The sequence below is a fragment of the Streptomyces sp. GbtcB6 genome (assembly GCF_019091475.1).
Classification (GTDB): Bacteria; Actinomycetota; Actinomycetes; order Streptomycetales; family Streptomycetaceae; genus Streptomyces; species Streptomyces hyaluromycini.
Window position 1 is genome coordinate 15,722 of record NZ_JAGXJL010000058.1, and the last position, 12,780, is coordinate 28,501.

14 protein-coding genes are annotated in these 12,780 nt (G+C 68.8%); 2 read left to right on the forward strand and 12 right to left on the reverse strand.

Features of this window, described 5'->3' with window-relative positions; translation table 11 throughout:
• Window positions 1-13: 13 nt before the first annotated feature.
• The 4 genes from KVT45_RS58260 to KVT45_RS46620 all read right to left on the reverse strand — a co-directional run bounded on the left by KVT45_RS58260 (window position 14) and on the right by KVT45_RS46620 (window position 4,039).
• Window positions 14-1,948: a GMC family oxidoreductase gene (locus KVT45_RS58260; RefSeq protein ID WP_217556110.1), complete on the reverse strand. Its 1,935-nt coding sequence runs from the start codon at window positions 1,946-1,948 to the stop codon at window positions 14-16.
• A complete protein-coding gene (locus KVT45_RS46610; RefSeq protein ID WP_217556119.1) occupies window positions 1,945-2,358 on the reverse strand; it encodes a hypothetical protein in 414 nt (137 codons plus the stop codon). The genes KVT45_RS58260 and KVT45_RS46610 overlap by 4 nt, the downstream gene beginning before the upstream one ends.
• A gap of 49 nt (window positions 2,359-2,407) precedes the next feature.
• Complete coding sequence (locus tag KVT45_RS46615; protein WP_217556121.1) at window positions 2,408-2,815, reverse strand: hypothetical protein; 408 nt, start codon at window positions 2,813-2,815, stop codon at window positions 2,408-2,410.
• A 633-nt stretch (window positions 2,816-3,448) separates the two neighbouring features.
• Window positions 3,449-4,039, reverse strand: a complete 591-nt coding sequence (locus KVT45_RS46620) for a flavodoxin family protein (protein WP_217556130.1) — start codon at window positions 4,037-4,039, stop codon at window positions 3,449-3,451.
• 172 nt (window positions 4,040-4,211) lie between these two features.
• Here KVT45_RS46620 and KVT45_RS46625 point away from each other — a divergent pair, with 172 nt between their 5' ends.
• Window positions 4,212-5,135, forward strand: a complete 924-nt coding sequence (locus KVT45_RS46625; protein WP_217556139.1) for an AraC family transcriptional regulator — start codon at window positions 4,212-4,214, stop codon at window positions 5,133-5,135.
• A 295-nt stretch (window positions 5,136-5,430) separates the two neighbouring features.
• Here the strand turns inward: KVT45_RS46625 and KVT45_RS46630 are convergent, their stop codons facing one another.
• From KVT45_RS46630 to KVT45_RS46645, 4 genes are all read right to left on the reverse strand, one after another.
• Complete coding sequence (locus KVT45_RS46630) at window positions 5,431-6,081, reverse strand: DsbA family protein (protein ID WP_254648362.1); 651 nt, start codon at window positions 6,079-6,081, stop codon at window positions 5,431-5,433.
• Between the two features lie 280 nt (window positions 6,082-6,361).
• A complete protein-coding gene (locus KVT45_RS46635) occupies window positions 6,362-6,724 on the reverse strand; it encodes a hypothetical protein (RefSeq protein WP_217556147.1) in 363 nt (120 codons plus the stop codon).
• A 278-nt stretch (window positions 6,725-7,002) separates the two neighbouring features.
• On the reverse strand, window positions 7,003-7,857 hold the full coding sequence (locus tag KVT45_RS46640) for an MBL fold metallo-hydrolase (protein WP_254648363.1): 855 nt from the start codon (window positions 7,855-7,857) through the stop codon (window positions 7,003-7,005).
• A 74-nt stretch (window positions 7,858-7,931) separates the two neighbouring features.
• Window positions 7,932-8,549, reverse strand: coding sequence for a nuclear transport factor 2 family protein (locus tag KVT45_RS46645; protein WP_217556156.1), 618 nt, complete (start codon window positions 8,547-8,549; stop codon window positions 7,932-7,934).
• 132 nt (window positions 8,550-8,681) lie between these two features.
• Here KVT45_RS46645 and KVT45_RS46650 point away from each other — a divergent pair, with 132 nt between their 5' ends.
• The gene (locus KVT45_RS46650; protein ID WP_217556164.1) at window positions 8,682-9,143 is read left to right on the forward strand and encodes a helix-turn-helix domain-containing protein; all 462 of its coding nucleotides are present in this window, start codon (window positions 8,682-8,684) and stop codon (window positions 9,141-9,143) included.
• 315 nt (window positions 9,144-9,458) lie between these two features.
• On the opposite strand, the gene KVT45_RS46655 is transcribed toward KVT45_RS46650, so the two are convergent.
• The 4 genes from KVT45_RS46655 to KVT45_RS46670 all read right to left on the reverse strand — a co-directional run bounded on the left by KVT45_RS46655 (window position 9,459) and on the right by KVT45_RS46670 (window position 12,780).
• On the reverse strand, window positions 9,459-9,839 hold the full coding sequence (locus KVT45_RS46655) for a nuclear transport factor 2 family protein (protein WP_217556177.1): 381 nt from the start codon (window positions 9,837-9,839) through the stop codon (window positions 9,459-9,461).
• Between the two features lie 147 nt (window positions 9,840-9,986).
• The gene (locus tag KVT45_RS46660; RefSeq protein ID WP_217556192.1) at window positions 9,987-10,769 is read right to left on the reverse strand and encodes an alpha/beta fold hydrolase; all 783 of its coding nucleotides are present in this window, start codon (window positions 10,767-10,769) and stop codon (window positions 9,987-9,989) included.
• 168 nt (window positions 10,770-10,937) lie between these two features.
• Window positions 10,938-11,864, reverse strand: a complete 927-nt coding sequence (locus KVT45_RS46665) for a helix-turn-helix transcriptional regulator (protein WP_308311078.1) — start codon at window positions 11,862-11,864, stop codon at window positions 10,938-10,940.
• Window positions 11,865-11,976: 112 nt separating this feature from the next.
• Window positions 11,977-12,780: an aquaporin gene (locus tag KVT45_RS46670; RefSeq protein ID WP_308311079.1), complete on the reverse strand. Its 804-nt coding sequence runs from the start codon at window positions 12,778-12,780 to the stop codon at window positions 11,977-11,979.

Here is a 12,780-nt window from a genome sequence, read left to right on the forward strand (position 1 = left end):
CTGATCATGTCGTTCAGGGACGGCGTGGTTGTGGGGATCGGTCGTAGGCAGCGTCGCGGAGGATCACGTCGCTCGCCTTCTCGCTGATCATGTAGATGGGGGCGGCGACGAAGAAGCCGGGAATACGGGGGAAGACCGAGGCGTCGACGATCCGCAGCCGGTCCACCCCGCGGACCCGGAACGCGCTGTCGACCACGGCCGAGGGGTCATCGGCGCGTCCCATCCGGCAGGTGCACGACGCATGGTGGCCCCAGGCCTCGTCCTGGACGAAACGGCGGACGGCGTCGCGGTCACCGAACTCCTCGCCGGGCCACAGCTCCTGGCGGACCACGGAGTCGGCCCTGCGGTTCATCCCGCGGACGAACTCCACGGCGTCGGCCATCGCTTCGAGATCCAGGCCCTCCTTGTCCGTGCCCTCGGTGAAGTAGTGGAAATCGACCAACGGGGTGTCGCGCGGGTCCGCGGATCGCAGCCGGACCCGGCCTCCCGTGTTGTGGGTACGGCTCTTGAGAATGGCCCAGGTGAAGCGGTCCTTGTGGTGTACCAGGTCGAGGGAGTAGCCGGGGCGGTAGCCCCGGAAGTCGAACGGGCCGCCGAAGATGAACAGGTCGGGGGCATCCAGGTCCGGGCGGGACTTGCGGGTGATGCCGAGCACGGCGCCGTTGGTGGTGTAGCGGCCCCTGCCCTCCTGCCATGCCCGGTAACAGCGGTCCGGTTCGGTCCCGGGCTTCGGAGCATGGAAGTCACACTCCTTGACGACCGGGAACTCGCGGCGCATCTGGCTGACCACGCCGACTTCGTACCGGTCCTGGAGATTCCCGCCCACCCCGTGCAGGCCGACGCGCACGGGGATACCGTGCCGCGCCAGTTCCTCGGGTGGTCCGATGCCCGAAAGCATCAGCAGCTGGGGCGTGTTGAAAGCCCCTGCGGCCAGGATGACCTCGCGGGAGGCGAGGACCCGGTGCAGCACCGCCGGCCCGGAGTCCGGGCGGCTGCCGGGATCGGCCCGGTAGGCGTGCGCCTGGTCCAGGTAGTCGATGCCGGTCGCCGCGTTTTCCTCGTCCAGTACGATCCGGGCGGCCAGCGCGTGGGTACGGACCACCAGGTGATCCGGCTGATCGCGCTGCACGGCGCGGACGCGTTCGCGAACGGCGCTGCGGCGGCCGCCGGCCGTGGAGATGGGGATCTGCCACAGCCCTTGCAGCGCCTGGGTCTGCACCCGCCGGTCGTTGGGGTCGACGAAGGAGCCGAATCCCTCGAGGGGGGACAGCGGCCGGTCGAGGAAGCCGGCCAGCGTGTCCTCCGCGGCGGAGAGGATGACCTTCAGCAACTCCGCGTCCTGCACTGCGAGTCGGGGGTCGGCGAGCGCGGTGGGCAGCCAGCCGTCGAACCCGTGCCGGGCGTCGTTGCGGTACCGGGCCGACACGATGGGCAGGTTCCGCACCACCGCGGCCAGCAGCGGGTTGCCGGGCGGCTTCTTGGGCCTCGGCCGGTAGGTACAGCGCTCCAGCCGCTCGAAGTACCGGCGCATGGCCGTGCTGTGCCAGGTGGCGTCGCCGGTCTCCGCCGCGATGGCGTCCCAGTCGCGATCGTACGGATAGACGGTGATCAGCGCATGGTGTGCGGTGCACCCCCCGACCGCCCCGGCACGCGGGTAGAGGATGCCTTTGCCCGGTACGAACTTGGTGTCGCGCCGCTGCTGCCGCTCGTCGGCGTAATGCCGTACGAAGTAGTTCCAGCACTGCGCGGGGTCCTCGGAGGCGTCGGCGTGGAACGCGGGCACCAGGTAGCTGTCGTTGTCCTCGGCACCGCCGGCGTCCAGGAGCAGGGTGCGCATGCCCGCGGCCGCGAGGTTGGCCGCCAGCGGTCCGCCACCCGCGCCGGCGCCGACGACGACGTAGTCGAAGCCCGTCTGGGTGGGGGGAGCGGCCCCGGCCTGGGCCTTCACGTCGGCTTGTCCTTCGAGGAGTTGGCGAGCGCGGCCGTGGCGCCGATGGCCAGGGCGGTGTTGACGGCCGAGATGAGGGTGGTCATGACCGCGGTGCGCGGCGAAACGTGCCCGTGGATGCCGAGCGTTGCCGCTGTCACGGTGTCACTGCCGTGGATCAGGATCCCCTCGCGCAGGTCCTCCCTCAGCCGTTCGCCGCTGTGGGTCAGCAGACCGATGCCGAGCAGGACCGTGCGGATACCGAAGAGACGAAAGGCGTAGACGGCTGCCGGGCTGGGCGGATCGCGGTCGGGATCGAACCGCCGGATGAGCACTTCCGGTGCCAGCAGACCGGCGGCTCCGTTGAAGAGTCTGATTCCGGCAAGGAGGTACACCGGGACCGGGCGGCTGGAGGCAGGGACCGTGGCCATGATCGCTCCTGTGGAAGCGTACGGGTGCGGGTGAGCACTGAGGTCGTGGTCACCCGCCGCCTTCGAAGAGGGTCCAGCCCGAGGAGACGTCAGGGGGCGCGCCGACATTGGCGTAGTCGCCCCCGACGAGCGTCGAGGTCCGGGCGGTCCCGTCGTCCTTGTAGAAGAACAGGCTGTCCGTGTGCCTGCGGACGCCGTCCTGAAGGGTCCCGTAGCCCACTCCGCTCTCGGGAAACCCGACCGGCTCCTGCCCGGCTGCGGAGACCAGGTTGTCGCACGAACTGGCCATGGTTCCCCAGCCCTTGCTGAAGTTGCCGTACGTGCGCACCCCCTGGCACCTGCCGTTCTCGAGGGTGCCGGTGACGCCCTGTCCGGCGTCCCTGCCGGTCCCGGCCTTGTAGAACAGGATCGAGCTGCTCGGGGTCGTCCGGCTGCAATAGGGCGAAGCGGCGGTCATGATTCTCCCCTCTTCCCTCGCACATGGACGCGTGCGGTCGGCCATCGGGGCACGCTGGAAATCCCCCGCACCACAGTCGTGCGCGGTCTGCAGGGGGGAGGCCCCTACGCACGCGTCGGACAGCCGGCCCCGCCCCGCCCGAGCCTGTGTCGGGCTGTGCCCTGTCGAGCTCGTTGCGCGCTCGTTGACAGACGTCCTCGTTCATCGTGCGCCGTCCACGGCCGCACCGCATCCGCAGCGCTGCCGCCGGCAGATAGTTGTAGCGCGTGGTCTCCGGGCAGTCCCCCGACCGCAACAAGCGGCCCCAGTCCCGCAGGAACCCCGACCAGGTCTTCGACAGACCCACGGTCATCCTCCCCAGGTCCAGCAAGGGCACCTCCGCCGGCCTCCGAGCAAAGGTGCCGATGAGCGACATGTTCAACCTCGAAGGACGGCGCGCGCGGTGGGCGGCGGTCCGTCGTCTGCCCGGGCACGCGGGACAGTGCCGGGCAGAGCGGCGGCGAGAAACGCTCCGGTCGTCAGCGCGCTGGTGGAGAAGCGTCTCAGGGGTGGGCTCCTCGTGGTGCGGGGTCGGAAATGACCTGCCCCGCCCCTACGGAAACCCACCCGGCAACCGGGGCGAAGGGCCCGCGATCAGGCGGCGCGTGCGGCGCGGCCGGCCACCCACGTGGCGGCGGCATCCGCGACGCGACGCCCCAGCGCCTCGGCGGTGGCGATATCGCTGGCCGTCACCCCCTCTGTCCCCTGATCCGCGTTGGACTGAGCGGCGGCACCCAGGAAGAAGCCCAGCCTGTTGAGATCGTTCTCGCTCCCCTTGGACGAGTTCCAGCCCCCCGGCAGGCCGAGCGCGATCCAGTGCATACCGTGCTGCGACGCCAGCGTCGCGAAGTACTGGAGAGTCGACTGCTTGTCGCCTGCCTTGGAAGCCGAGTTGGTGAATCCGGCCGCCAGCTTGTCCTTCCAGACCTGCCCGAACCAACGCTCGGAGCTGGCCTCCGCGAAGCCGTGGAAGGCGGTGGCAGCGGTTCCCATGTAGGTGGGGGAACCAAAGACAATCGCATCCGAGGCGTCGAGCTGCCTCCACTGGGCGTCGGTGATCTCACCGACGGCGATCAGGTTCACGACGGCGCCGGCCTCCTTGGCGCCACGCTGGACGGCCTCGGCGATGACGGCGGTGTGACCGTAGCCGGAGTGGTAGGCGATGGACACGATGGGCGAAGTCACAAGTACCTCCTACGCTTGAAATTGAATGCTTTCGAGATTCAACTTATTGGCGTCCTCGCAGGTGAACCGGGTAGGAGGCTGACAGAACATGGTTAAAATCCGACACTTGGGTGTGACGGCTGCTCCGGTTACGCTGGCGTCGGCCAGGTTCCCTGCGTGATGGTGGCTACTGGTGACGGCGAGAAGACGACAGGGCGCATCACGGGAGATCACGGACATCGGCTTCGCTCCCGCGGTCGGCACACCTGCCGGCATCGAGATCATCTCTCTGGCCGACCTGCGGGAGCGGGCCGCCGTCCACATGGCCGAAGGACGGCTGCAGGCACCGCAGCGACCCACGTTCCACCACTTGATCACCCTCTCCAGCGGCTCGTTGTGGCACACGGTGGACTTCACCGGCTACGCCCTCGAACCGGGCTCCTGGCTCTGGACCCGGCCTGGTCAGGTGCAGCAGTGGGGCGATCTGGACGGCGCCGAGGGCACCCTGGTCCTCTTCGAGGGCGCCTTCCTGGATCCGGCCACCGTTGCCGCAGCGCGGGTCGACGATCCGTACGGCCCCGCGCTCCAGGTTCCGGGTCCCGAGGACCGTCACGCGCTGGAGATGGCCGTGGACCATCTGGCGCTGGAGTTCCAGGCGTTGCGTGGCATCCCCCTGGAAGCGCACGTGGCGGTGTTGCGCCACCTGCTGGCGGTCCTCGTGCTGCGCCTTTCGCAGCGCACCGCGCCCGTCGGCAGCCCGGCACCGGACCCGGGAGAGACATTCCTCCACTTCCGTGACGCGGTCGAACGCGACTTCGCCCGCACCCGCCGTCTGGAGGACTACGCCCGAGCCCTGGGCTACTCACCCCGCACCCTCGCCAGGGCCGCGCTGACCGGTGCCGGAGTGGGAGCGAAGGAGTTCATCGACCGGCGGGTCGTCCTGGAGGCCAAGCGCCTCCTGGCGCACGGCGATCAATCGGCCGCCCGTGTCGCGGCGCAACTGGGCTTCAGCAGCGCCACCAACTTCAGCAAGTTCTTCCACCAGCGCACCGGCCAGTCTCCGATCGCCTTCCGCGCGACCATCCGCGGCCGCTCCCCGGAGGACGACGGGAGCTGAACGCCCGACGCCAGGCGACGCGGGCGGTGAGCACCGCTCCCGCGAGTGGAGCCAACGGACCGCAGGGCGAGCCGCTCCATCTCGGTGCGCGTTTCGGCCCAGGCGCGCCGCTCACGCGGCGTAGGGGTGTCAGCGGTCCGCACATGCAGACCGGCGAAGAGCGGGACCCCGACCACCACCGCGCGGTCCTCGGACTGCCACAGCTACTCGGTGCGCCGGCGGTCTCCTTGAAGCACCTCCGGGACGATCACCCCGGTGGGCGGGGTGCCCTTCGAGGGGTTGAGTGAAGGTGGCTTCAGGCGGCCGTGGTGGCGGCCACGTGCTGATCCAGGGCATGGGTGAGCGCGTCGGCCGAGGCGACCGGGCCGCCCAGGCGGTCGGTGCCGTGGGCGGTGTGCAGTAGCAGCGTCGGGTAGGCATCGACGCCCAGACGGCGCACCTCGAGGAAGTCGGCCTCCGCCTCGGCACGGGCGGCGGGCGAAGCGAACGCGGCCGCCACCGCCTCGGCGTCCAGACTCAGCTCGGCCGCGAGCTCCCGGTACAGTCCGGCAGCGGACAGGCTGCGGCCGTCACGGTACCAAGCACGCTGCATCGCGACCGCCGCGTCCAGGGCGTTCACGCCCGGCTGGCTGCGCAGCGCGACCAGGCCGGCGGCGGCATCGGCGGAGTCCATCACCACGTTTCCGTCCGCCAGCGCGGCCCGGTAACCGTCGCCGAAAGTGACACCGGTCAGTTGCGTGATGCGCTCGTTGGCGCCGGGGATGTGCGGGTAGGCCGACACCGGAAGTGCGCGCGAACCCGTGAACAGACCGCCGGACAGCACTCGCAGCTCCAGCCGGTCCGCGTTGGCGGTGGCGAACTCGTGCAAGGCGGGTCCGAAGCCGTAGCACCAGCCGCAGTAGGCGTCGAAGGCGTACGTCAGCTGAATGCGCTCCACAGAACTCATCGCGCTTCGTCCTTTCCGGAATCCGTCACCCGGCTCTCCGCATCGTCCGGGCCGATGCCGTCAAAACTATGTTCAGAAGCCCGTCGTGGCCGGGTGCGCAGACGACTCTCCATGGTCAGAATCCGACTGCCCTGCGATCCCCTCAGGGAAGAAGGACGGGCCTTCGGGCGGAGGCGTGCATGTCATGCATATGCCATGCAGAACGCCCGCCCGGACGTCTCCGGCCGGGCGTTCCGTGGTTGCGACGCGGCAGCCCCACGTCTGCCCTGTCGTTGTGCGGCTAACGCAGCGTGGTGTTGCCTTCGCCGCCGACGACGACGGGGGCGCCCTCCACCGGCGTGGCCTCGCCGACATCCCAGCTCTTCGGCTTCGCGCCGGGCACCTCGACGAGTGACGGCTCCTCGGCCGTGACGGGGCCGCCCTCGACGACCGTGAGGTCACGCAGCTTCTTGGCGGTACCCGGCTTGATGTGGTGCGGGTGCGGGTTGCCGGGCGCCTCGGAGACCGTGACCCCGTCGTGCTTGGTGGTACCACTGCCGGTCGAGGCCGCAGCGGCAACGCCACCCGAGGCGAGCAGTACGGCCAGTGCGCCGGCCATCACGGCACCCTGACGACGCGAGACGCTGTTCCTACGCACCTTCATGCGTTCAACTCCTTCGCAGGCGGAGGGAGGCAGGGGTACCGGCACGCGTCCGGCCCCGTCTCCCCTGTGATCGAGAACGAGGCAACTCTCGCCCCAGCCGGCTGAAGATCCGCTGAACGTCCTGAAGATCCCCTTCAGTACCTGGCGTCTCAGGCTCGATGCCTGACGTCGAAGTCGACGGAGTGGGCGGTCGGCTTGCCAAGCAGCTCGACGGGGAACGCGGAGGTGATCGCCTCCCGGTGTCGGCGTACCAGCACTACCTGGTCCCAGGTTCAGCTCTACGCGTCCATGAGCGCGGTGGCCGTGAGCCACACGACCGCCCGGTTGAGGCGTTCGGGATGGAGGGAGCACATGGCATCGAAGAATTCGATCCGGCTCGTGGCCTCCTTCAGGAGCCTGTCCGTGTCACGGATGTACTGCCGAGTCTCCTCGATGGTGGCCGGACTGTCCGGAAGTGCCTTGTTCTTGTGCCCGCAGACGACGTGGCGCGGCGCGAGACGCTCGACCGCGTCGAGCGCCTGAAGCCACTTCGCACGCCCGCCATCCGCGGATTCCGAGAGGTACGCGTGCACGCCGTTGTAAACGACATCGCCGGCGACGACGAGCCCGATCGAGGGAACGTGCAGCACGGTGGTGCCGTCGGTATCGCTGTGCCCGACTTCGACGGAGTGCAGAACGTTGCCCTCCAGAAGAAATCCCTGCGGTGGTACGGGCCGTGCGAGCACGGGAGTCGGCGGGATCTGACCGGGGAACAGGTTGTCCCACTGGGCCCTTCTGAATTCCGCCGAGCTCTGCTGCCGCATGAGACGGATGCTGTCCTCGCCTGCGAGGACCACGGCGCCGGGGAAGCGCTCGACCAGAGGGCCGGAGCCGAACCAATGGTCACCGTGGCCATGCGTGATGAAAATGTGCTCGAGGCGCTTGCCCGACTGTTCGACCCAGTCACCCACCCTCCGGGCCTGCTCGATCGTCAGCGGTGGATCGACCAGCACCGCGTTCTTCTCCCCATAGATCAGCGTGGTCGACATCGGCGACCAGGAGAACAGCTCTCCGTTCGGAATGGGATCCGTGACGCTGGTGGGGATCGGATCGGAGATGAAGACTTCGTACGCCAGATCGGTCTGGGAGACCATCTCTACCACGCTCTTTTCCGTATGGTGGTTGCCTGGTGGCACCTTGACGGGGCCGGACAGCTCAGCCGCCCCTCTCACCTCGGGGCAATGACGTCCCAGTGCTCGACGGCTCGCCCGTCCGCCACCCGGAACAGGTCGTGGAACACCAAGTCGGCGCCCGCGAATACGCCCACCGAACGGACGTAGGCGAAGTTCCCCTCGGCGACGACGTCCAGTACGTCGGAGTACTTGAGGGACTGGCCGGACTTCGCCAACTCACCCATCGCGGCCGCCAGCCCGCTGACGCCGTCGGCGAAGCGGGGATTGTGCTGGGTGTAGGACTCGCCCGCCAGGTAGCGGTCCAGGTCGGAGAAGTCGTTGTCGACCAGAATCGTGCGCACCGTCTCTTCCACCACCCTGCGCGTGGCGTCCGTGTCGGCCGTCGTGTCGATGACGGTGGCGCCGTCGACCTGGGTGTGACCGTTGGCCGTCCGTTCCACGATCGGCTCCTGGCCACCCCAGTGGCCGGTGATCCGCCCGTCCGTGATCCGCCAGAGATCGAAGGCTGCGGCCTGGCCCCCGTCGGGGAACGTGGTCGTGGCGTGCGTCACGACGAAGTCCCCCTGTGCCAGCACGCGGTGCACCTGGTTCTTGCGCCCAGTGGTGTCGTCGATGGCCGCGAGGACGACCTGCTTGTCGGCTTCGTTACTCATGGCGTTCGCCTCTTGTCGTTCGTAAGCGGGGTTTGACTGCCGTACGGCCGCACCGGACCTCGTTGAGAGCGGTGGCTGCACCGTGGAAGTGAGTACAAAAAATGTACTCACCGATGACGTTAACCTAGCACAGTGAGTACTGAATCTGCACCGACGCCCCGTGTCTGTTCTGTGGCCGACGCGGTGGCCGTCGTCGGTGAACGCCATTCGCTGCTGATCGTGCGCGAGGTGCTGTACGGCAACCGGCGCTTCTCCGAGATCGCCGACGCCGTCGGGCTCTCCCGGACGCTGCTGTCCACACGGTTGCGTCGGCTGGAGACAGCCGGCGTCGTGGAACGGCGGCGCTACAGCGAGCATCCGCCGCGTGACGAATACGTGCTCACGGAGGCGGGCCGGGCCCTGCTCCCCGTGCTCGCCGCCCTCAAGGAGTGGGGCGACACGTACTGCCGGGACGGCATCGCCACGACGGAGTTCCAGCACCGATGCGGTGCCGTCCTGCACACCCGAGCGGACTGCGCGGCCTGCGGCGAGGAGATCCGCTTCGAGGACCTGGCCGTGGTGGGAGGCACTCACCCGCCGCAGATACGACCCTGAGCCGCCCCGCGTCTCGAACGCCTCCGGCCCGGAACCTCGCGCCGGCCGCCTCTGTCCACCACAAGCCGGGCCCGCACGCACCGGACCGGCCCGCTCGGCCGGCCCAGGCCGACCCCGAAGGCGACCTCGGCCGGATCGTCGCGGTGGACTCCACTGTCGCCTGCGCTCACCGGCACGAGCGCGCCGGCGCACGCTGTTCGGTGACCGGTCGCCAGGTGTGGCGCGCGCCACCCCGGTGGTGGACGAAGACCAGGGACGGACACCGGTCGCTGAGGGGGTGGCCGGGCACCGGGGAGCCCGGCCACCCACGGACGCTCAGGCGGCGGTACCGAGGGGGTTGAGGATGGCCATGCGCCAGGTGCCGTCCTGACCACGACGGGCGACATTGGCAGTGGTGCCGGTGGCCTTCTTCCGATTGCCGTCGGGACCGGTGATCTCGAGGGTCCACTCCTCGCTGATGAACGCGATGTCGTCGCCGGCCACGACGCGCGACGGGCCGTTGGACAGCTGGGCGTTGCCGGCGATCGACCCGGCCGTGTAGTCGCGCAGCGCCTGACCTGTGACGGTCTCACCGGTGACGGTACGCATGACCGCACCGGGCGCGAGCAGGCTCAGGACCTCGTCAAGATTCCCGGAGTTCATGGCCTTCTCGAAGGCCGGGGGGAGCTGCTCCGGGTCGGTGATGGGAGTCGGCATGGTCGTTCCTTTCAGAACTGGATGTTGTGCGGATCGTTGAAATGGCGGGTGCTGAGACCCGTGCGTGAATGTCCGCGTGGATACTCCGCGGGCGGCAGCGCGGTGCTGACCGCCGCCGCAGGTTCCACGCACGGGGGTGGGGGACCGTCAGGCATACCGGCGAAGGAAGCCGGCCAACGCCGGGTTGACGCGGTCGGGATGAGTGAGGTTCGGCGTGTGTCCTGCCCCGGTCACGGTGACCAGCTCCTGAGCACCGGGGATCTTCCCGGCCAGCGCCTGGCCCAACGGGTACGGGATCGGCTGGTCCGCGTCACCGTGGACGACCAGGGCCGGCACCGTGATCTCACCGAGCCGGCCGGTGATGTCGTCAACCTCCATCAGCACCTGCACCGCGTCGGCGAGCCGTTCACGCGGCTGTGCCCTCCACTTCGCCAGCCACTGATCGTGGATCGCGGGCTGTCCCAGCAGCATCCCCAGCAATACCGGGGCCACCGCCTCCGGACCCGCACCGCGGAATCCCTCCGACACACCACGCATCTGCGCCAGCGCCTCAGGCGGCCATGAGACCGACGTCGTGTCGATCAGCACCAGGGCCTTGACCCGCTCAGGGGCCAGCAGAGCGGCCCGCATCGACAGAAAACCGCCCTGCGAATGCCCCACCAGCGCCGCCTGCCGCACGCCCAGGTGATCCAGCAGCCCGATCAGGTCGGCGGCCGAGTCCCAGTAGGTGTAGGTCTTACCGTCGTCCTCGGTCCGGCCGTGCAGCCGCTCGTCCCACACGACGACTCGAAAGTCCCCGGACAGGACCTGGATCTGATGCACCCACATGTCACGGTCCATGAGGTTGCCGTGGCTGAAGACCACGACCGGGCCCTCACCACCGCTGTCCTCGAAGTAGAGGCGGGCACCGTTGACGTCTGCATACGGCATGGTTGTTTTATCCTTTCTTCCCAGCCTTACCAGGCAGTCAGTGGCCCGACCGGAAGCGGATAGCACGCTGACTGCGTGCTTAAACAATGCGCGACGCGTGCGACGCAGGCGAGGTGTGCAAGAGACGCGCCATGGTTGAAAATGGACTCGTCGATCCGCTCCGGGCTGTCAGCGCTGCGTGGCGCGGAATGCCCCGGGAGTGGCACCCACCGTCCGCTCGAAGAACTTCCCGAAGTTGGTGGGCTCCGTGAAGCCCAGCATGCGCCCGACGGACGCGACGGGAAGGCCGGTATGCACCAGCAGCCGCTTGGCCTCCAGGGCGACACGGTCGTCGATGAGATCCTTCGCGGTACGGCCCGTAGCGGCCAGACAGGCTCGCGTAAGCGTCCTCGGCGAGTAACCGAGGTAGGCGGCATACTCGGCAGCACGGCGCCTCGTGGCGAACGCGCGCTCCAGCTCGCCACGGAAGACCCGGAACACCTCGCCCCCTGCCGCAGGATTCCATTCACCAGGATGCGGCAGCCGGGCAATGCGTACCAGCAGCGCAGCGAGAAGCTGGCGCAGCAACTCCACAGTGAGTTCCGCCTGCGAAGCGTCCCGCTCGGGCAGCGTGGCGTATTCCGCCGCTATCTCGGTCACCGCCACCGACATGGCCCGGTACTCCACCGCGGACAGTGAGAAAGCGGCAGGACTGAGCCCCTCGTCGATGACGGCCGAGGTGGCAGGCACCGGCGGTGGAAAGGCAGGGGTGAACACCACCAAGGTCGCATCGAGATCCGCAATGCCCCCCTGAGGATCCGCGGGGAAACGCTGCACCTGACCAGGGCGCAAATGCAGCAGAGTCCCCGGAGCGCACGGGTAGTCCACAAAGTCGATCAACGCGGTACCCTCGCCGCGGGTGACCAGGGTCAGCTGATGGAAGTCCGGACGACTGGGCGCCGCCGCGACAGATGGCAACAGCCGCTCACGCAGCGTCGCGAAGGACAAGACCTCCAGCCCCAGTCGGGGCTGATCCGGATTGTAGTAACTGACGTCGACAACATCCGGGCTTCCCGTACCAGCCATCCGCCAATGATCGCAGTTGCGGCTGACCACACCGGCGGCGAGCTTCCTTCGTCCTGAAGTGGGTAACGATGCCGCCGATCACCACCCACCATGACCTTCGCGTGACGAGGTCGAACGCGAATTCGCAGGTTCCTGCATCAGCTCATCGGCCACTCTCCGATCGCCTCCCGCGCGACTGTCCGCCGCCGCTCTTCGGAGGATGGACTGGGCGATACGCCTGGTTCCGGGCGAGCCCACCGGTGAGGGCGGCGCCTGCAAGGGGTGCCAGCAGATAGAGCCACAGATGCGACCAGTCACCCGGCCGGTGGGCCCACAGAACAGGGCCGAACTGGCGGGCGGGATTGGCGGACCCGCCGGTGAGGGTGCCGAGGGCGATCATGATCACAGCGGTGGCGGCGGGACGAGCCAGCGGGATCCAGCGTGTCCACGCGCGACGGGACATCAGCAGCAGGGTGACAGTGAGGACAGCGGCGGTGGACACGGCTTCGACGGTGAACAGCAAGGTCGGCGAGCAGGAAGGAGCGGGTTCAACCGCGGCGTAGGCCATCCGGTCCCCGAGGACCGGGCCCCACACGAGGCGGGCCAGGCCGGTACCCGCCACGGAACCGGTGAGCTGGGCAGCGAAGTACGCCGGAACCCGGCGTCCGGGGAAGGCACCGGTCAGCCACAGGCCGAGGGTCACCGCCGGATTGAGATGTCCGCCGGAACAACGGCCCCATGGAGAGGACAGCGCCCCCGCGAGCGCCGCGCCGACAATCACCGCCACGAGCGCGTGCTGGAGATACGGTTTTGGCAGGGCCCGGCTGAATGGTGATGCCGTCACCCAGCGGACAGCGGTCACCACGACGAACAGGACAGCGCCGGTAAGGACGAACTCCGCGGCCATCGCCCCCCAGGCGGTGACGCCAGTAGTCCGCCTCGCAGGTACACAGGCAATCGTGGACAC

Bases quoted from the DNA above. Each gene is read 5' to 3' on its own strand.
- KVT45_RS46655 (WP_217556177.1), bottom strand. From the start codon at position 9,839: ATGCCGACTCCCATCACCGACCCGGAGCAGCTCCCCCCGGCCTTCGAG.
- KVT45_RS46660 (WP_217556192.1), bottom strand. From the start codon at position 10,769: ATGCCGTATGCAGACGTCAACGGTGCCCGCCTCTACTTCGAGGACAGC.
- KVT45_RS46615 (WP_217556121.1), bottom strand. From the start codon at position 2,815: ATGACCGCCGCTTCGCCCTATTGCAGCCGGACGACCCCGAGCAGCTCG.
- KVT45_RS46640 (WP_254648363.1), bottom strand. From the start codon at position 7,857: ATGGTCTCCCAGACCGATCTGGCGTACGAAGTCTTCATCTCCGATCCG.
- KVT45_RS46635 (WP_217556147.1), bottom strand. From the start codon at position 6,724: ATGAAGGTGCGTAGGAACAGCGTCTCGCGTCGTCAGGGTGCCGTGATG.
- KVT45_RS46610 (WP_217556119.1), bottom strand. From the start codon at position 2,358: ATGGCCACGGTCCCTGCCTCCAGCCGCCCGGTCCCGGTGTACCTCCTT.
- KVT45_RS46630 (WP_254648362.1), bottom strand. From the start codon at position 6,081: ATGAGTTCTGTGGAGCGCATTCAGCTGACGTACGCCTTCGACGCCTAC.
- KVT45_RS46645 (WP_217556156.1), bottom strand. From the start codon at position 8,549: ATGAGTAACGAAGCCGACAAGCAGGTCGTCCTCGCGGCCATCGACGAC.